Source organism: Bradyrhizobium manausense (assembly GCF_018130615.1).
Lineage (GTDB): Bacteria > Pseudomonadota > Alphaproteobacteria > Rhizobiales > Xanthobacteraceae > Bradyrhizobium > Bradyrhizobium manausense_A.
The window spans coordinates 277,332-295,436 of record NZ_JAFCKB010000005.1 but is presented as its reverse complement, the minus strand read 5'-3'; the positions used below and the strand labels follow the sequence as shown (position 1 = coordinate 295,436).

Sequence of the window (18,105 nt, the reverse complement as noted above, 5' to 3'; positions counted from 1 at the left end):
TCCCGGCGTCCGCCCCTCGGCGGATGCGGCCTCTCGTGAGGCGGGCCCATCCCGCACCGTCCATCATCCCGGCTGCGCGCCACCTACCTTTCCGATGAAGCCACCCGCGACGCTGAGCGAGCCGTCAGCGAGCGCCAGCGGCAGTGCTGCGAGCCGCCGCGGCGCCGGCCCGAACACCACCTGCGCGCCGGCGCGGGGATCGTATTCGGAGTTGTGGCACATGCACTTGAACACATCCTTGTCGCCGACATCGCTCTTCACCCAGGCGGTGACGGGACATCCGGCATGGGCGCAGATCGCCGAATAGGCGAGGATGCCGTCGACGGCACGCGCCTTGGTCTGCTCGTCAAGCTCGGCAGGATCGAGCCGGATGATCAGGAGCTCGTTGAGCCGCGAGGCGTTGCGCACCACTGATGTCTTGGGATCCTGCGGCCAGGCATGCACCGGCGGGCCGCCAACCGTCAGGTCAGCCGCCTTGATCAGCTTTCCTTCTCTGTCGCCCTCCGAGAACACGAGCACGTCGCCCTTCTGCGGCCGCTCGTCGGCGCCGGGCTGATCTTCACCCGCGCGTGCCGGCGCGGAACAGCCGAAGCACGCGGTGGTGGCGAGCGCACCAAGCAGCAGCTCTCGCCGCGTCTGCTCGGCGTGCGCGTCGGCTTGTGGTTCAGCAGTGCTGTCGGAGGATGATGAAGTGATACTGAATGATGCGCGCGACATGCACAGTAGCAGGCGCTGGAACTCTGCCGAAATGAAGGCGAAGAATTGGCGCCGCAGTGCATCAATATGGCTTTACTCGCTTTGATTGAACGAGATCGCACGCATTCAAACGCGTTTTTGCCATTTCAACGTCATGCCGCGCGATCCGCATGATGATTTTGCAGATCAGACCGATGATGCAGGAATTGGTGCAGCGCGCCGTCCGCAGCGCGCGGCAACCTCAACGCGATTCAACTGCACGTTTTGCAGGCAGATGCGTCGTGTTCAGGACCTGAGCACGTGACGCGGCGCGGCGATGCGGCCGGCGATCGTTGCCGACGCCATCTCAAAACTGTCGGCGATGCGGCGGGCCTTGTCGATGAAGAGGCTAGCTGCCGGCGGCGGGCAGACTTCGCGCGCAGTCTGCTCGAACAGATCGAGCCAGCGGTCGAAATGATCGCCGATCAGGCTGAGCGGGATATGCGCCCGCATCGGCGAGCCGTGATAGCGACCGCTCATCAGCACGACCGACGACCAGAAATCCCTGAGCTTGGCAAGATGCTCGTCCCAATTCTGCACAATCGTGAACGCCGGCCCAAGCAGCGCGTCCTCGCGCACGCGCCCATAGAAGCGGGTGACGAGTTCTCCGATCATCTCCTCAGTGATCCCGGTGCGCTCGATCGCATCCTGGGTCAGCAGGTTCCGCCGTTGGGCCGCAGCTTCCCGCTCGGCCTTCAGTCGATCCGACATGTCCTTCGTGTTCCGTTCGTTGTTCCCGCGAACCGCCGTGCGACGTTGTCGGGCCAAAGCGCTGCGTTCGTCTTTGTCGCAGCGCAAATTGCGGGATTGAGCGGCGGGGGTTGAAGCCCGCCGCCCACGCCAAGATCAGGCGCCGTAGGTGTAGAAACCCTGCCCGGTCTTGCGGCCGAGATGGCCGGCATCGACCATTTCCTTGAGCAAGGGGGCTGGACGGTATTTGGGGTCGTTGAAGCCCTTATAAAAGACCTCCATCACCGACAACATGGTGTCGAGGCCAACGAGATCCGCCAGCGCCAGCGGCCCGATCGGATGGTTGCAGCCGAGCTTCATGCCGGCATCGATCTCCTCGGCGGTCGCAATGCCCTCCTGGAGTGCGAAGATCGCCTCGTTGATCATCGGGCACAGGATGCGGTTGACGGCGAAGCCCGGGCTGTTCTTGGCCGTGATCGCCACCTTGCCGACGCGCTGGGCGAAATCGAGCGCCTTGGCGTGGGTGTCGTCCGATGTCTGCAGGCCGCGGATGAGCTCCAGCAGCGCCATCACCGGAACCGGGTTGAAGAAGTGCATGCCGATGAAGCGATCGGGGCGATCGGTCGCCGCCGCAAGCTTGGTGATCGAGATCGACGAGGTGTTGGTTGCAACCAGCGTGCGCGGCGACAGCGTGGCGCAGAGGTCCTTCAGGATCTTGACCTTAAGCTCCTCGTTCTCAGTGGCGGCCTCGATGACGAGATCACAATCCGCAAGCTTCGCGCGGTCGGTGGTGCCGGTGATGCGCTTGAGCGTCGCCTCACGATCGGCCGCCGACATCTTCTCCTTCTTGACCAGGCGCTCGAGGCTGCCGCCAACAGTCGAAATGCCGCGGCTCACCGCCGCATCGGAGATGTCGACCATCACGACCGAAAGCCCGGCCGCGGCGCAGACCTGCGCGATGCCGTTGCCCATGGTCCCTGCTCCGATGATGCCAACGGTATTGATCATAGCCTGACGTCCTTCTCGTTGAGCGGGCTTGGCCTCTGGCGGCGGCGAGCCCGGTTTGACCTGAATTCCGATCTGCGGCGCCTTATGTGCGGCGCCGCATCCAGGCTCTTCCTTAAAGCATCCGTGGCGAGAATAAAGTCGCCTTTCTGACCGCAAAGGGCGTGATTTCGCGGTCTCGCGGCCGTTTCGGCCCGAGTTTTGCGGCTGGTTTCGCCGTTGCCGAGTGGATCGGGACGGCGCTCCTGCTCGCCGCAATGGTTGGCTCGGCAATCATGACCCAAGGCCATTGAAATGGGCCCCCGACGTCCCGAGAGCCGGCCTGAGCCCGACGGGCATTTTCTTGCGAGCAGAGTGCCCAAACCGCTCGGCCCTTGTATTCTCCGAATGTCAGCACGAACGGCAGGGAACAGAGTGACGCAACTTCGCAGCCTCGACATCGACCATTCCAGGACACTCGGCCCGGCACTGAGGCTCCAGGCCGGATGAACGACTTCGCACGATCCATCGTCGCCGCGTTCACGCTGATTGGCGAGGCCGATCCCGAGATGCTCGGCATCGTCGCCCTGTCGGTGCGCGTGAGCCTGACGGCCAGCATCGTCGCACTGCTGATCGGCGCCCCATTCGGAGCCCTGCTCGCGATCACCCGCTTTCGCGGGCGGCAGGTCATCATCGTGCTGACCAATGCGCTGCTTGGCCTGCCGCCGGTGGTGGTCGGGCTTGCGCTTTATCTCATGCTGTCGCGATCCGGCCCGCTCGGGGCGGCCGGCCTGCTGTTCACGCCGACCGCCATGGTGATCGCACAGACGCTGCTGGCCACGCCGATCGTGGTGGCGCTGGTGCACAGGCCGGCGAGCCTGCTGTGGGCGGAATATGGCGACCTCGCACGGATCGATGGGCTCTCGACGCTGCGCAGCATCGGGCTGCTGTTCGCGCTCGGCCGGACCTCGCTGCTGACGGCCTTCCTCGCCGCGTTCGGGCGCGCGATCGCCGAGGTCGGCGCCATCATCATCGTCGGCGGCAACATTCGCGGCTTTACGCGCACGATGACGACCGCGATCGCTCTGGAGACCAGCAAGGGCGACCTGCCGCTGGCGCTCGGGCTCGGTCTGATCCTGCTCGCGCTCAGCGTGGCCGTCTCGACGGTCGCCTTCCTGCTAGTGGGACGCGTTGGGGAAAAATAGCTGCTCGCCGCCGACCTTGTAGCCGGCGATCGCATCCTGCCCCTGCCGTGAGATCAGCCAGTCGATGAAGGCCTGCCCGTCCTTGGCCTTCACGTTCGGATGCTTGTCCGGATTGACCAGCATGACGCCGTATTGGTTGAACAGCCGCTTGTCGCCCTCGGTCAGGATCGCGAGCTCGCCTCTGTTCTTGAACGACAGCCAGGTGCCGCGGTCCGACAAGAGGTAAGCGTTCGACGACGACGCCATGTTCAAGGCCGGGCCCATGCCCTGGCCGATCTCGCGATACCAGCTGTCCTTGCCGGCCGCGGGATCGACACCCGCCTCCTTCCACAGTCGCAGCTCGGCGGCATGCGTGCCGGACTTGTCGCCGCGGGAGATGAACGGCGCTCTAGCCGCTGCAATCTTGCGCAAGGCATCGGCGACGTCCTTGTCGCCGGCGATTTTCGCTGGATCGCTCTTCGGGCCGACGATGATGAAGTCGTTGTACATGACGTCGAAGCGCTTCACGCCCTGCCCCTCGGACATGAACTTGTCTTCGGCCGGCCTGTCATGAACGAACACCACGTCGGCATCGCCGCGCCGCCCGATATCCAGCGCCTGGCCGGTGCCGACGGCAACGACCTTCACTTCGACGCCCTCGGCCTTCGCGAACAGCGGCAGCAGATAGCCGAACAGACCGGATTGCTCCGTCGACGTCGTCGAGGCCACGGTGATGGTGCGGTCCTGCGCATAGGCGCATGTCGACCAGAACAGAACCGCTACGATGGCGGCAAGCTTCTTCATTGCGTCGTCCTCACTCCCCCAGACATCTCAAGTTACGCGGGGAGGACGGCGCTGAAAAGACCGATGTTCTGCGCAACAGCTCCTGGGCGCGGTCGCGTTGGCTGCGGCATCATGACGATCGCAGCTTCGCGATGATCGCCGAGACCTCGTCGAGCTGGGCTTGGGCCGTTGCCAGGAGGCCAAGCAGATCGCGTGCCGACTGCGCCGATCCATTTGCCCCCGCCTGGTCGATCACGCCGAGGCCTTCGGTGAGGCGGGAGACGACCCGCACGAGCTCGTCGCGGCGTGCCTCGAGGTCCGCAAGCGTTGCGTCGAAGCGCTCGTCGAGCCTGGCGTCTTGCAACGAGCGGATCGGAACGATCCTGTCTTCGGGAGGATCACGCATGCGAATTCTCGCTTTGCTGCCCGCGCATCCTAAGCGCGGCAGCCCAGTACGCCGCGGCGGTGCGTTGTCGCATGCAGGTTCCCGGCTCAGTTCGTTGCTGGCGGGAAGCAGCACCTTTTCACGACGGCCTCACGGCCGTTGAACCCCGCGTGAGCTGTCGCAGGATCATGCAGCGGCGCGGAATAACGCACGTTCAGGCCGATCCCCTAGGATGGAACGGTTGGAGCCTCGCATGACAAAGACGATCATCGCCACCGCCCTGCGGGTGGTCTTGTCACTTGCAATCGGCGGTCCGGCGCAAGCCTGGCCCGGACAGTCGTCAAGCATCGATTGCGCGTGGGGGAGTGCCCCCGGGGAATGCGAGGCGCTCACCATGGCGCTCGTTCGCAAGCACGCACTGGTGCACCCGCACCTCCGCAAAGCAGAGCACGCCGTCATACCGCTTGTTCCGACGCACCAGCCCGATCGCGACGAAGATCCGCTCGCATCGATGCATTTCGAATGAGCGCTGTGGCGCGCGGGCTGTGCAGATGTTCTGCAATTGGTCCCACCTCAATTGACAGGGGTGTGACGGCCGGGGCAGTTTTTCACATTGCTGGCGAATCAGCGATTGCCTAAGGCCTATGTACCTCTTGGACAATTCCCGGTGCTTTCGAGACTGATATCGTTGCTGAGCCGCATTCCCGCGGTGAAATGGGCGTTCACCCGGCTTCGGCCCTCGCCGTCCAGCGGCAGCATCGACGCGGCGCCGATCGTCGCGGATGAGCAGCCAGCCATTGTCGCCGAAGCAGCTCCCGCCCTCGATAGTGTCACCGAGCCGACGCCTCGCGACGCCGACATCGAGGTCGCTGCTCCAGTCGTCGAGGACGAGGCCGCGATCCCTGCCGTCGCCGAGAGCCTGTCCCGGGCGCTGGCTGACATCGGCGTTGGCGAAGATTCATCTTTGGAGACGCCGGCAGAGGCCGAGCCCATCGTCGAGGAAGAGATTTCGATCTCTTCGGTCGAGATCGCGAGCGAGCCAGTTGACGCGCCTGAGCTCATCAGCAGCGATCAGCCTGCGGAACTGCTGGCGGATGCTGGAGCCGAGGTCGTGGAGGAGGCACCGGTCTCGTCCGTCGACAACGAGAGCGAGCCGACCGCGACGCCAGAGCCGCTCGCCAGTAACGATGCAACACCAGGACTTCCGGCCAGAGTTGAGCCAGTCGTCGCAGAGCACGTCTTCATCGCACCTGACGTGATGGAGACGATGCCGGTCGCCGCCGACGTGGCACCCGTCATCGTTGTCGACACCGCGATCACCGCGCCTGTCGTTGCCGAGGTCAGCATCGACAGCGAGCCTGCTCCGAGCGTCGCCGCGGAAATCGAACCGGTTGTGGCCGACGATCTTTCGCCCGTCACGGCCGTTGTCCTGGAGGACACCACCGCCGATGCACCGGCTGTCGTCGCGCATATCGAGCCGGCTCCGCCCCCTGAATCTCCCGCTCCGAAGATCGTCAGCACGCCGAAGGCTCGCGCAAAGATCGTGGAGCCCGCCGACCGCGCCACGCTGATCCGGCAGCGCTGGGCGGAGACCGGGATCAGGATGTGGAATCCGCGGCTCCACGGCACCGGCGATGCCACGCTGAACATCCAGGGACGCATCGAGCTGCTTCCGCCCGAGCCGGGCGAGACGATGCCGCGTTACGACAAGCTGGAATTCAAGTTGCTCGGCGGCCAGATCGTTTGCGAGGGCGTCATCGTCGAAGCGCCCGTGCATGCCGGCCAGCGCAGCTTTACCAGGCTCGCCGAACCGCGTGGCACCGATCGCAGCCGGGAGCCGGTGCGGGAACGCCAGGCCGCGCTCGCCTGATCCTTTTCCTCTGCGATGTCGTTCGTCCCGTGCTAGGCTGACGCCCTGGATATGGGAGCTCGCATGTCCGCAAGATGGCAAAGCCTGATCGCGATCGTCGCCCTCTGCGGTTCGCAAGGCGAACTTGCCGCATCCCACAAGCCGCCGCGCCACACCCATTCGGCGGCGCCCGCCACCGATCCTGTTGCCCCCTACAAGGCCAACCGGCTCTCCACCTCGCGTGGCGAGACCATTCTCGACACGCCTGGCCAGACCACTGTGCTGACGCGGCAGGTGCTCGACGACATGAGGGCGACCAGCCTCCGCGACGCCATGCGCTCGACCGCCGGGGTGACCATCGGGCGCTGAGCCACGCCCGCACCGTCGCCGCCATGCTCTAACCGGACAGGGGCCGTTATTCCGCGCATGACGCGGAATTTTTCGGGCACGAAGCCGTTGCTGCGGCTTCGCGCAACATCTAGCCTCTCGATCGATCCGCGCAGACGTCACGTGCGATCGCAACGACAACGATAATCGGGAGGACAATCCATGAGAAAGCTCGCGGCCGCGCTGTGTGCGCTGGCGCTCTTCGCACCCGCTGCGCAAGCGCAGACCATCAAGGACTTTCTGGCGGTGGTCATGAAGAAATGGACCGCACCATTCGATCCGTTTCGCCTGATCGACAACATCTATTATGTCGGCACCGACGGCATCGCCGTCTACGTCATCAAGACGTCGCAGGGCCTGATCCTGATGGACACCGCGATGCCGCAATCGACCGGCATGATCAAGGACAACATCGCCAAGCTCGGCTTCAAGGTTGCCGACATCAAATACATCCTCAACACCCATGCCCATCTCGACCACACCGGCGGCTTCGCCGAAATCAAGACGGAGAGCGGCGCGCAGCTGGTGGCCGGCGAACGCGACAAGCCGCTGCTCGAAGGCGGCTATTATCCGGGCGACGAAAAGAACGAGGACCTCACCTTTCCGCCGGTGAAGGTCGATCGCGCGGTGAAGGAGGGCGACAAGGTCACGCTCGGCGACACCACGCTGACGGCGCATGCGACGCCCGGCCACTCGCCGGGCTGCACGAGCTGGGAGATGACGGTGAAGGACGGCGGCCAGGAGCGCGAGGTGCTGTTCTTCTGCAGCGGCACCGTGGCGCTGAACCGGCTGGTTGGACAGCCGACCTATCCCGGCATCGTCGACGACTATCGCGCGACCTTCGCCAAGGCCAAGGCGATGAAGATCGACGTGCTGCTCGGACCACATCCCGAGGTCTACGGCATGCAGGACAAGCGCGCGCAGCAGATCAAGAGCGAGACGCCGAACCCGTTCGTCAAGCCGGGCGAGCTTGCGACCTACGCGACGGGCCTGTCGGAGGAATTCGACAAGCAGCTCGCCAAGCAGACGGCCGCGCTCCAGGCCGCAAAATAGGCGGCATCTCCATCGCTACGTGGCGGTCGTCAATGACGACCGCCACGACATCAGGCTGCACCTTGTTGCCAAGCCCGCTATGGTTAGCAGAACGTAGCCGCGATCATTCCGGACAATCTGTCGCGCGAGACACGGCGTTCTCCCGCCTCACATCCTTAACATCCCCTCACCAATGCACGCGGGTGGCAAATCGTGCGGTAGACTGCAACCATAGCTCGTGTTCCCGGGACGGGAACATCTAACGCGCTCTTTACCCCCGCTGTGCAAGATTACCCTCGTTTTGAAGGGATTTGGGGCGCGGATTGCAATGCCTGCCGTTGATTTGAAAACCTACCTTGCCGCTACGATGCGCCTGTTTCGCGTGCCGGAGGACCCGGATCTGTCGCGCGCGCAATTCGACGCCTTCTCCAAGCAGATCCCGCTGCTCTACTTCATCCTGATCAGCAATACGATCGCGGTCGCCTATACCTACGTCAACGTCGCGCCAGATTGGCTGACGATGATCGTCCCGAGCGTACTGACCCTGATCGCTGGGCTGCGCACATTCTGGTGGCTTCGACAGCGCGGTCTCGTCCGCAGCGATGCCGACATCCTGCGCAATCTGCGCGCCACCAACTGGATGACGCTGCCGATCGGCGCCGGCTTCACCATCTGGTCCTTTGCGCTCTATCCCTACGGCGATCCCTTCGCCAAAAGCCAGGTCGCATTTTACATGGCCGTGACCGTGATCGGCTGCATCTTCTCGTTGATGCATCTGCGCTCGGCGGCGCTGATCGTGACCCTGATCGTCGACGTACCCTATGTGCTGTTCTTCTGGGCCACCGGCGAACCGACGCTGAAGGCGATCGCAGTCAACAATCTGCTGGTCTCCGGCGCGATGGTGACGGTGCTGTTCATCTACTACCGCGACTTCGCCGACCTCGTCGCCAGCCGAAAATCGTTGCTGACGCAGCAGGCGGCGACGCAGGCGCTCTCGGACGAGAATTTTCGCCTCGCCAATCTCGACTCTCTCACCGAGCTGCCGAACCGCCGCCGCTTCTTCGCCGAACTGTCGAGCGCCTTCACTGAAGCCGAGCGCAGGCACGTACGCGTCGCGGTCGGTATCATCGACCTCGACGGCTTCAAGCCGATCAATGACAATTACGGCCACTCGGTCGGCGACCGCGTCCTGATCGAGGCTGGCCGCCGCGTCCGCGAGGTCTGCGAAGGCTTTGGGCCACAACGGGTCGAGTTTGCCCGGCTCGGCGGCGACGAGTTCGGTCTCGTCGTATGCGGTGACCCCGAAGACGCCGATCTGATGCGGCTCGGCCAACGCATCGGCGAGCAGGTCAAGCTGCCCTACCAGCTCGACACCGCCCACACCGGCCTGTCCTGCTCGATCGGATTTGCGCTGTACCCGCGCTCCGCCACGACGTCGGAAGCGCTGTATGAATGCGCAGACTACGCGCTCTACCACGCCAAGCGCCATCTGCGCGGGCGGACGGTGATTTTCTCCAGCGAGCTCGAGGCCGAGATTCGCAGCCGCGGCGTCATCGAGAACCTGTTGCGGACCTCCGATTTCGGCGCCGAGATGGAGCTGGTGTTTCAACCGATCGTCGATGCCATGAGCGAGCACACCGCGGGCTTCGAGACCCTGGCGCGCTGGCATAGCCCCCGCCTCGGCTGGGTCTCCCCCGCCGACTTCATTCCGGCCGCAGAGCGCATCGGCTTGATCCGGCCGCTGACACAGGTGCTACTGACGCGCGCGCTCGCGACCGCAAAGACCTGGCCCGACCACATCCGCCTGTCGTTCAATCTCTCCGCCCATGACGTCTGCGCGGCCGAAGGCATCTTGCCGCTGATCGCCATCATCGAGAAGAGCGGCCTGCCGCCGCACCGGATCGATTTCGAGATCACCGAGACTGCCGTCACCTTCGATTTCGTACGCGCGCAACAATCAATCGCGACGCTGAAGGCCATGGGCTGTGGCATCTCGCTGGACGATTTTGGCACCGGCTATTCCTCGCTGAGCCACGTGCACCGGCTGCCGCTCGACAAGATCAAGGTCGACCGCAGCTTCGTCGCCGACATCAACGAAAACCCGGTCAGCCACAAGATCATCAAGTCGCTCGCAGGCCTCTGCGACGACATGGAGATCGCCTGTGTGGTCGAGGGCGTGGAGACGCGCGCCCAGCTCGATACCCTGCGCCGCCTCGGCTGCGACTTCATCCAAGGCTATTATTTCGCAAAGCCGATGCCAGGCAGCGCGATTGACGAGTATCTCGCCAAGGAACGCGAGCGCCTGGACGGCGACGCCGCACGCGCGGCCAAGGTGGTCGCCTGAGGCCGCGCTACTTCGAAAGGCTCGGCAGGTCGAGCCCCTTGTCACGGGCGCAGTCGATCGCGATGTCGTAGCCCGCGTCCGCGTGGCGCATGACGCCGCTGGCCGGATCGTTCCACAGCACGCGCTCGATCCGCTTGGCGGCCTCCGGCGTGCCGTCGGCGACGATCACCATGCCGGCGTGCTGGGAATAGCCGATGCCGACGCCGCCGCCGTGATGCAGCGAGACCCAGGTCGCGCCACTGGCGCAATTGAGCAGCGCGTTGAGCAAAGGCCAGTCGGACACCGCGTCCGATCCATCCTTCATCGCCTCGGTCTCGCGGTTCGGGCTCGCCACCGAGCCGCTGTCGAGATGATCGCGGCCGATCACGATCGGCGCTTTCAACTCGCCGCGCGCGACCATCTCGTTGAAGGCGAGGCCGAGCCGATGGCGATCGCCGAGGCCCACCCAGCAGATCCGCGCCGGCAGGCCCTGGAACTTGATCCGCTCCCTGGCCATGTCGAGCCAGTTGTGCAGATGCTTGTCGTCAGGCATCAGCTCCTTGACCTTGGCATCGGTCTTGAAGATGTCCTCGGGATCGCCCGACAGCGCGGCCCAGCGGAACGGTCCGACGCCGCGGCAGAACAAGGGGCGGATATAGGCGGGCACGAAGCCGGGGAAATCGAAGGCATTCTTCAGGCCCATGTCCTGCGCCATCTGGCGGATGTTGTTGCCGTAGTCGAGCGTCGGAATGCCCTGGGCATGGAAATTCAGCATGGCCTGGACGTGCTCGACCATCGACGTCTTTGACGCGCGCTCCACCGCCTTCGGATCGGAGGCGCGCTTGGCCTCCCAATCAGCCAGCGTCCAGCCCTTCGGCAGATAGCCGTTGATCGGATCATGCGCGCTGGTCTGGTCGGTGACGATGTCCGGCTTGACGCCGCGACGCACCAGCTCCGGGAAGATCTCCGCGGCGTTGCCGAGCAGGCCGACCGAGACGGCTTTCTTGGTCTTCGCGGCGTCCGCCATGATCGCGAGCGCTTCGTCGAGCGTTGCGGCTTGCCGGTCGAGATAGCCGGTGCGCAGCCGCATCTCGATGCGGCTCGGCTGGCATTCGACCGCAAGCATCGACGCACCAGCCATGGTCGCGGCCAGCGGCTGCGCGCCGCCCATGCCGCCGAGGCCCGCAGTGAGAATCCATTTTCCGGCGAGGCTGCCGCCATAATGGCGGCGGCCGACCTCGACGAAGGTTTCGTAGGTGCCCTGCACGATGCCCTGGCTACCGATATAGATCCACGAGCCCGCCGTCATCTGGCCATACATCATCAGGCCCTGGCGATCGAGCTCGTTGAAATGATCGAGCGTTGCCCAATGCGGCACGATGTTGGAGTTCGCGATCAGCACGCGTGGTGCATCCGCATGGGTGCGGAAGATACCGACCGGCTTGCCGGACTGAACCAATAGCGTCTGGTCGCTCTCGAGCTTGCGCAACGCGTTGGTGATGCGGTCGAAGCTCTCCCAATCACGCGCGGCGCGGCCGATGCCACCATAGACGACGAGCTCGCTCGGGCGCTCCGCGACGTCAGGGTCGAGATTGTTCATCAGCATGCGCAAGGGCGCTTCCGTCAGCCAGCTCTTGGCGCTGATGTCGCTGCCGCGCGGAGCACGGATGGTGCGGTCGTTGTCCAGTCGGCGGTTCATGAGAAAACCTCTTCAGGCAAGTCTGGTTCAGTCAAGTTTTGGAAACGGATCAGCCGGGAGCTTGGCGAGCGCCGCAGCCGGCAGCGCGTCGGCTTCGACCAGCGCCGCAGCCCTGCCGAGATCGCCGGCCATGTATCGATCGTCGCCGAGTGCGGGCACCTGTTCGCGAAGGGCCGCGATGACGGCGATGAGCGGCGCGCTGGTCGCATGCGGCGCGCGTAGCGTGATGCCTTGGGCTGCGACCAGAAGCTCGATGCCCAAGATGGCGGCGAGATTGTCGGCCATGTCCGAAAGGCGCCGCGCGGCATGCGCGGCCATCGAGACATGGTCCTCCTGGTTGGCGCTGGTCGGCGTCGAGTCGATTGAGCAGGCCGCAGCGCGCTGCTTGTTCTCGGCATAGAGCGCGGCCGCCGTCACCTCGGCGATCATGAAGCCGGAATTGATGCCGGGGTCCGGCGTCAGAAATGGCGGCAAGCCAAAATTGAGCGCGGGATCGACCAGCGTCGCGATGCGCCGCTCGCTGATCGCACCGACCTCTGACAATGCCAGCGCGATGGTATCGGCGGCGAAGGCCACCGGCTCGGCGTGAAAATTGCCGCCCGAGACGATCTCGCCACTCTCGACCAGCACCAACGGATTATCGGTGACGGCATTGGCCTCGACGATCAGCGTGCGCGCGGCTTGCGTGATCAGATCCAGCGCCGCGCCTGCGACCTGGGGCTGGCAACGCAGGCAATAAGGATCCTGCACGCGCTCGTCGCCTTCGAGATGCGACAGACGGATATCGCTGCCATCGAGCAGCGCAGTCAGCGTCGCGGCAGCTGCGACCTGCCCGGGTTGACCGCGCAGTGCCTGAATCTCGGGGCGGAACGGCGCAGTCGAGGCCATCGCGGCATCCACCGACAGTGCGCCGGTGACGAGCGCGGCGCGGGCGAGGCGAAATGCGCGCAACACGCCGGAAATGGCGTAGGCGGTCGAGAATTGCGTGCCGTTGATCAGCGCGAGGCCCTCTTTGGGGCCGAGCGTCAATGGCGCAAGGCCGGCCGCCGCCAACGCTTCGGCCCCGGACACGGTCTTGCCGTCGATGATAGCCTGCCCCTCGCCGATCATCACCGCCGTCATGTGCGCAAGCGGCGCGAGGTCACCGGAGGCGCCGACCGAGCCCTGCTGCGGCACCAGTGGATAGACGCCCTGCGCCAGCATGGCCTGCAACTGCTCGATCACCTCGCGGCGTACGCCCGAGGCCCCGCGCCCGAGCGAGATGATTTTCAATGCCATCATCAGCCGCACGATCGGCTCGGGCGTCGCCGGCCCAACGCCACAGCAATGCGAGACGATCAGGTTGCGCTGAAGCAGCGCGGTCTGGTCCGGCGGAATGCGCTTTGACGCCAGCTTTCCGAATCCGGTGTTGATGCCATAGACGGGTGCAGCAGCCTGAGCGGCCTTCGCGACGATCTCCGCGGCCGCCTCGACGCGCGGCCAGAACGCGGCATCGAGCACGACGGACGTGCCTTCGAGTACGCTGGCGAGATCGTCGAGGCTCACCGATCCCGGCTTGACGACGATCGCTGCGCCTGGCTCCGTCACTGGCCCCTCCAGACACGGCGGTGCAGCGGATTGAAGCCGATGCGGTAGACCAGTTCGGCGGGACGTTCGATGTCCCAGATCGCGAGATCGCACCATTTCCCGGCCTCCAGCGTGCCGGTCTCATCGAGCATGCCGAGCGCCCGCGCGCCTTCGCGGGTGATACCGGCGAGGCATTCGACGACAGTCATCCGGAACAGCGTCGCACCCATGTTCATGGCAAGCAGCAGCGAGGTCAGCGGCGAGCTGCCCGGATTGCAGTCGGTCGCGAGCGCCATGGGGACGCCGTGCTTGCGGAACGCCTCGACCGGTGGCTTTTGCGTCTCGCGAATGAAGTAAAACGCGCCGGGAAGCAGCACGGCGACCGTACCAGCTTTCGCCATTGCAGCCGCGCCGGCCTCGGCCGTGTGCTCGAGATGATCGGCGGAGAGCGCTGAAAATTTTGCGGCGAGCGCAGCGCCGCCGAGGTTCGAGAGCTGATCCGCATGGAGCTTGACCGGCAAGCCCAGCCCCCTCGCGGTTTCGAACACCCGCGCCGTCTGCTCGGCCGAGAACGCGATGCCCTCCATGAAGGCGTCGACGGCATCGGCAAGGCCGGCTTTCGCGACGGCGGGCAACATCTTGTTGCAGACGAGGTCGATATAGCGGTCCTTGTCGCCATCAGCCTCGACCGGCAACGCATGTGCGCCGAGAAAGGAGGTGCGGATCGCCACCGGCCGCTGACGAGCGAGGCTGCGCGCGGCGGAGAGCTGCCGCATCTCGGTCTCGGCATCGAGGCCATAGCCGGACTTGATCTCGATCGTGGTGGCGCCCTCGCCGATCAGCGCATCGAGCCGCGGCAGCGCACTTGCGACCAGTTCGGCCTCGCTCGCCTTGCGCGTTGCGGCGACCGTCGAGACGATGCCGCCGCCGGCACGCGCAATCTCCTCGTAGCTCGCGCCCTTCAGACGCAGCTCGAATTCATGCGCGCGGTTGCCGCCATAGACGAGATGGGTGTGGCAGTCGACGAGGCCCGGCGTGATCCAGCGCCCCTCGCAATCGATCCGCTCGATGGCATCGGCATCGACAGGAAAATCTGCCGCCGCACCGGCATAGACGATGTGGCCGCCGCGCATGGCGATCGCGCCATGCGCGATCTCGCCGAGATCGGGACGGTCGGCCCGCATCGTGGCGAGCCGGGCGTTATGCCAGATCCGGTCGAAGCGCTCTGCCATGCCAGTGTCCCTTCGCGAAGTCCCTGCGCCCTGGGATGCTTGACTTATATGTCTAGACATATAATCGTATGGCGGTTCTGTCCAGCCGGCGTGTCATCATGTCCCGACTGCATTTCGCCTCCGCGCTCCTGCCCTCGGGCTGGGCCAATGACGTGCAGGTGGTGATCACCGCCGGCGCGATCGCGGCGGTGACGCCGGGCGTGGCACCTGCCGCCGGCGACGAGCGCCACGCCATCGCGCTTCCCGGGCTTGCGAGCCTGCACAGCCACGCCTTTCAGCGCGGCATGGCGGGGCTCGCCGAGCTGCGCGGCGATTCGACCGACACATTCTGGACCTGGCGCGAGACGATGTATCGCTTCGCGCTGGCGATGACGCCGGACGATGTCGCCGCTGTCGCGACGCTGCTGTATGTCGAGATGCTGGAGCGGGGTTTTACCCGCGTCGGCGAGTTCCACTATCTGCATCACGATCGCGACGGCTCGCATTACGCCAACCTCGCTGAGATGGCCGCGCGCATTGCGCAGGCCGCCGAAGCCTCCCGCATTGGCCTGACGCTGCTGCCGAGTTTTTATGCGCATGGCTCCTTCGGCGGCGCCGCGCCGCACGACGGCCAGCGCCGCTTCATCTGCTCAGTCGATCAGTTCGCCGCGCTGGTGGCAGCGTCACGCAAGGCGATCGCTGCGCTTCCGGGCGCCAATATCGGCATCGCGCCGCACAGCCTACGCGCGGTCGCGCCGGACGAGCTCGCGGCGATCATTCCGCTCGCGGACGGCGGCCCGGTGCACATTCACGCCGCCGAGCAGGTGAAGGAAGTCGAGGATTGCCTCGCCTGGTCGGGGCGGCGTCCGGTGCAATGGCTGCTGGATCACGCGCCACTCGATCAGCGCTGGTGCCTCATTCACGCGACCCACACCACGGATGAGGAAGTCAGCGCATTCGCAAAGACCGGTGCGGTCGCCGGCCTCTGTCCCATCACCGAAGCGAGCCTCGGCGACGGCATCTTTCCGGCGCGCGAATTTCTCGCTGCCGGCGGCGCATTCGGCGTCGGCACCGATTCCAACGTGCTGGTCGGCGTCGCCGACGAGCTGCGCCAGCTCGAATACGGCCAACGACTGAAGCACCGCCAGCGCAACGTCCTCTCCAGCGGCGCCGGCCGCTCGACCGGGCGCGCGTTGTTCGACCACGCGCTCGCAGGCGGCGCGCGGGCGCTGGCGCAGCAGATTGCGGGGCTCGCCCCCGGTGCGCGCGCCGATATCGTCACGCTCGACGCCGCGCATCCGTCGCTGGCGGGACGTGCGGGCGATGCCGCGATCGACGGCTGGATCTTTGCGTCGGGCGGCAGCGCGATCGATTGCGTTTGGGCCGGCGGCAGCAAGGTCGTGGAAGGCGGACAACACAAATTGCGCCAGACCGCGCGCGAACGCTTCAACGCCGCGATGCGGAGGCTCGTTGCATGAGCCTCGCCACCGATGCAGCAGACAAGCCGACGCTCTACAAGCGCATCCGCGCCGACATCGAAAAACGAATCCTGACGGGCGAATGGCCGCCCGGCCATCGCATTCCCTTCGAGCACGAGCTGGTCGCACGCTACGGCTGCTCGCGCATGACGGTGAACAAGGCGCTGTCGGAGCTTGCACAGGCGGATTTGATCGAGCGGCGACGCCGCGCCGGCTCGTTCGTGCGGCGGCCGCAGCATCAGTCCGCGGTGCTCAAGATCGCGGATATCCGCGCAGAGATTATCGCGCTTGGGCGCACTTACGGCTATGAGCTGATCGGCCACAAGCTGCGCGCGGCGACGGCCGCCGACCGCGAACGTCTTGGCGTCAAGAAGGCCGGCAAGGTGATCGCGATCTCCTGCCGCCACAGCGCCGACAACGTCCCGTTTGCGGTCGAGGACCGGCTGATCGATCTGTCCTCCGTCCCGGACGCTGCGACCGCGGATTTCTCGCGCGAGCCGCCCGGCTCGTGGCTGCTTCATCATGTCCCTTGGACAGAGGCCGAGCACACGATCAGCGCCATTGTGGCGGATGATCGGACGGCGGCGGCGCTCGACATCGCAATCGGCGCGCCATGCCTCGTGATCGACCGCTATACTTGGCGCAGCGCACGCACGATCACAGCGGTGCGACTGCTTTATCCCGGTGACTCTCACCGCCTTGTCGCCCGATTCAAGGGAGGTTGAGACGATGATGTCGGCACAAATCGTGCAACGCTTCGGGCAACGGTCCGTAGGGGCCGACAGAGATCAACAGGACGTCAAACCATCGATCGGCAAGAGGACGACAATCATGCGTAGTTCGAAAGTATTTGCGACAATCATTGCTCTCGCGGCCTCCACCCCTGTGCTCGCCGACGACGTCAAGGTCGGCATCGGCATCTCCGGATGGACCGGCTTCGCGCCGCTGACGCTGGCGAAGGAAGCCGGCATCTTCAAGAAGAACGGCCTCGACGTCACCATCAAGAAGATCCCGCAGAAGGACCGCCACCTCGCCATCGCTTCCGGCGACGTGCAGTGCGCGGCGACCACGGTCGAGACCTGGATCTCCTGGAACGCCAACGGCGTCGCGACCAAGCAGATTTTCCAGCTCGACAAGAGCTTTGGCGCCGACGGTATGGCCGTGCGCAACGACGTCGCGTCGATCAAGGAGCTCAAGGGCAAGACGGTCGCGGCCTCGGCGCCCGGCACCTCGCCCTATTTCGCGCTGGCCTGGATGCTGAAGAAGAACGGGCTCACCGTGAAGGACGTCACCGTCGTGAACCTCGAGCCCGCCGCGGCCGCGCAGGCCTTCGTCTCCGGCCAGAACGACGCCGCGATGACCTATGAGCCGTATCTGTCGACCGTGCGCGCCGCGCCCGACAAGGGCAAGATCATCGCGACCACGTTGGATTATCCGATCGTGATGGACACGTTCGGCTGCACGCCGAAATTCCTGAGCGAGAATCCGAAGGCGGCGCAGGCGCTGGCCAACAGCTATTTCGAATCGCTCGACATGATCGCCAAGGACCAGGCCAAGTCCTATGAGATCATGGGCGCCGACGTGAAGCAGACCGGCGAGCAGTTCGGCAACTCGGCAAAATATCTGCGCTGGCAAGACAAGGCCGCGAACCAGAAGTTCTTTGCGGGCGACTTCCTCGCCTTCAACAAGGATGCGGCCGAACTCCTGCTCGAAATCGGCATCATCAAGGCTGCGCCGAAGGTCGAGGACCTCTACGACGCCAGCTTCATCAAGTAGATCCCCAACAGGCCACCGGTCCC

17 protein-coding genes are annotated in these 18,105 nt (G+C 65.1%); 9 read left to right on the top strand and 8 right to left on the bottom strand.

The annotated features are described in order from the left end of the window. Window positions 1–63: 63 nt before the first annotated feature. The 3 genes from JQ587_RS12630 to JQ587_RS12620 all read right to left on the bottom strand — a co-directional run bounded on the left by JQ587_RS12630 (window position 64) and on the right by JQ587_RS12620 (window position 2,433). Window positions 64–717: a QcrA and Rieske domain-containing protein gene (locus tag JQ587_RS12630; protein ID WP_212425493.1), complete on the bottom strand. Its 654-nt coding sequence runs from the start codon at window positions 715–717 to the stop codon at window positions 64–66. Between the two features lie 264 nt (window positions 718–981). After that, window positions 982–1,446 carry a group III truncated hemoglobin gene (locus tag JQ587_RS12625; protein ID WP_212425492.1) on the bottom strand — a complete coding sequence of 155 codons (465 nt, stop codon included), beginning with the start codon at window positions 1,444–1,446 and terminating at the stop codon, window positions 982–984. Window positions 1,447–1,581: 135 nt separating this feature from the next. Continuing rightward, window positions 1,582–2,433 (bottom strand): 3-hydroxybutyryl-CoA dehydrogenase, encoded by an 852-nt coding sequence (locus tag JQ587_RS12620; protein ID WP_212298700.1) that lies wholly within the window; start codon window positions 2,431–2,433, stop codon window positions 1,582–1,584. A gap of 482 nt (window positions 2,434–2,915) precedes the next feature. Between JQ587_RS12620 and JQ587_RS12615 the strand changes: the two genes are divergently transcribed. Continuing rightward, window positions 2,916–3,614, top strand: coding sequence for an ABC transporter permease (locus JQ587_RS12615; RefSeq protein WP_212298701.1), 699 nt, complete (start codon window positions 2,916–2,918; stop codon window positions 3,612–3,614). Here the strand turns inward: JQ587_RS12615 and JQ587_RS12610 are convergent. Together JQ587_RS12610 and JQ587_RS12605 are read right to left on the bottom strand one after the other, a co-directional pair. After that, a complete protein-coding gene (locus JQ587_RS12610) occupies window positions 3,588–4,397 on the bottom strand; it encodes an ABC transporter substrate-binding protein (protein WP_212298702.1) in 810 nt (269 codons plus the stop codon). The two genes, JQ587_RS12615 and JQ587_RS12610, sit on opposite strands and share 27 nt — an antisense overlap. Before the next feature lie 109 nt (window positions 4,398–4,506). Beyond that, the gene (locus JQ587_RS12605) at window positions 4,507–4,782 is read right to left on the bottom strand and encodes a hypothetical protein (RefSeq protein WP_212298703.1); all 276 of its coding nucleotides are present in this window, start codon (window positions 4,780–4,782) and stop codon (window positions 4,507–4,509) included. A 232-nt stretch (window positions 4,783–5,014) separates the two neighbouring features. Here JQ587_RS12605 and JQ587_RS12600 point away from each other — a divergent pair, with 232 nt between their 5' ends. The 5 genes from JQ587_RS12600 to JQ587_RS12580 all read left to right on the top strand — a co-directional run bounded on the left by JQ587_RS12600 (window position 5,015) and on the right by JQ587_RS12580 (window position 10,373). Next, window positions 5,015–5,287, top strand: coding sequence for a hypothetical protein (locus JQ587_RS12600; protein ID WP_212298704.1), 273 nt, complete (start codon window positions 5,015–5,017; stop codon window positions 5,285–5,287). A gap of 141 nt (window positions 5,288–5,428) precedes the next feature. After that, on the top strand, window positions 5,429–6,631 hold the full coding sequence (locus JQ587_RS12595) for a hypothetical protein (RefSeq protein WP_349629498.1): 1,203 nt from the start codon (window positions 5,429–5,431) through the stop codon (window positions 6,629–6,631). Between the two features lie 63 nt (window positions 6,632–6,694). Further along, entirely contained in the window at window positions 6,695–6,979 is a 285-nt protein-coding gene (locus JQ587_RS12590) for a TonB-dependent receptor plug domain-containing protein (RefSeq protein WP_212425491.1), read from the top strand. Window positions 6,980–7,159: 180 nt separating this feature from the next. Continuing rightward, window positions 7,160–8,050 (top strand): BJP family subclass B3 metallo-beta-lactamase, encoded by an 891-nt coding sequence (blaBJP, locus tag JQ587_RS12585; RefSeq protein ID WP_212425490.1) that lies wholly within the window; start codon window positions 7,160–7,162, stop codon window positions 8,048–8,050. A gap of 307 nt (window positions 8,051–8,357) precedes the next feature. Continuing rightward, window positions 8,358–10,373, top strand: coding sequence for a putative bifunctional diguanylate cyclase/phosphodiesterase (locus JQ587_RS12580; protein ID WP_212425489.1), 2,016 nt, complete (start codon window positions 8,358–8,360; stop codon window positions 10,371–10,373). Window positions 10,374–10,380: 7 nt separating this feature from the next. Here JQ587_RS12580 and hutU read toward each other — a convergent pair whose 3' ends face one another. The 3 genes from hutU to hutI are packed head-to-tail and all read right to left on the bottom strand — an operon-like array spanning window position 10,381 to window position 14,849. Then, window positions 10,381–12,051: a urocanate hydratase gene (gene hutU, locus JQ587_RS12575; RefSeq protein ID WP_212298708.1), complete on the bottom strand. Its 1,671-nt coding sequence runs from the start codon at window positions 12,049–12,051 to the stop codon at window positions 10,381–10,383. Between the two features lie 27 nt (window positions 12,052–12,078). Next, window positions 12,079–13,638: a histidine ammonia-lyase gene (gene hutH / locus JQ587_RS12570; RefSeq protein WP_212425488.1), complete on the bottom strand. Its 1,560-nt coding sequence runs from the start codon at window positions 13,636–13,638 to the stop codon at window positions 12,079–12,081. Further along, a complete protein-coding gene (hutI, locus tag JQ587_RS12565) occupies window positions 13,635–14,849 on the bottom strand; it encodes an imidazolonepropionase (protein WP_212425487.1) in 1,215 nt (404 codons plus the stop codon). Before hutI ends, hutH begins: the two co-directional genes overlap by 4 nt. Before the next feature lie 98 nt (window positions 14,850–14,947). Between hutI and JQ587_RS12560 the strand changes: the two genes are divergently transcribed. From JQ587_RS12560 to JQ587_RS12550, 3 genes are all read left to right on the top strand, one after another. Next, complete coding sequence (locus JQ587_RS12560; protein WP_212425486.1) at window positions 14,948–16,306, top strand: formimidoylglutamate deiminase; 1,359 nt, start codon at window positions 14,948–14,950, stop codon at window positions 16,304–16,306. Continuing rightward, window positions 16,303–17,031, top strand: coding sequence for a histidine utilization transcriptional repressor HutC (hutC, locus tag JQ587_RS12555; RefSeq protein ID WP_212425485.1), 729 nt, complete (start codon window positions 16,303–16,305; stop codon window positions 17,029–17,031). The genes JQ587_RS12560 and hutC overlap by 4 nt, the downstream gene beginning before the upstream one ends. Window positions 17,032–17,137: 106 nt before the next feature. Next, window positions 17,138–18,082, top strand: coding sequence for an ABC transporter substrate-binding protein (locus JQ587_RS12550; RefSeq protein WP_212298713.1), 945 nt, complete (start codon window positions 17,138–17,140; stop codon window positions 18,080–18,082). Window positions 18,083–18,105 lie beyond the last annotated feature (23 nt).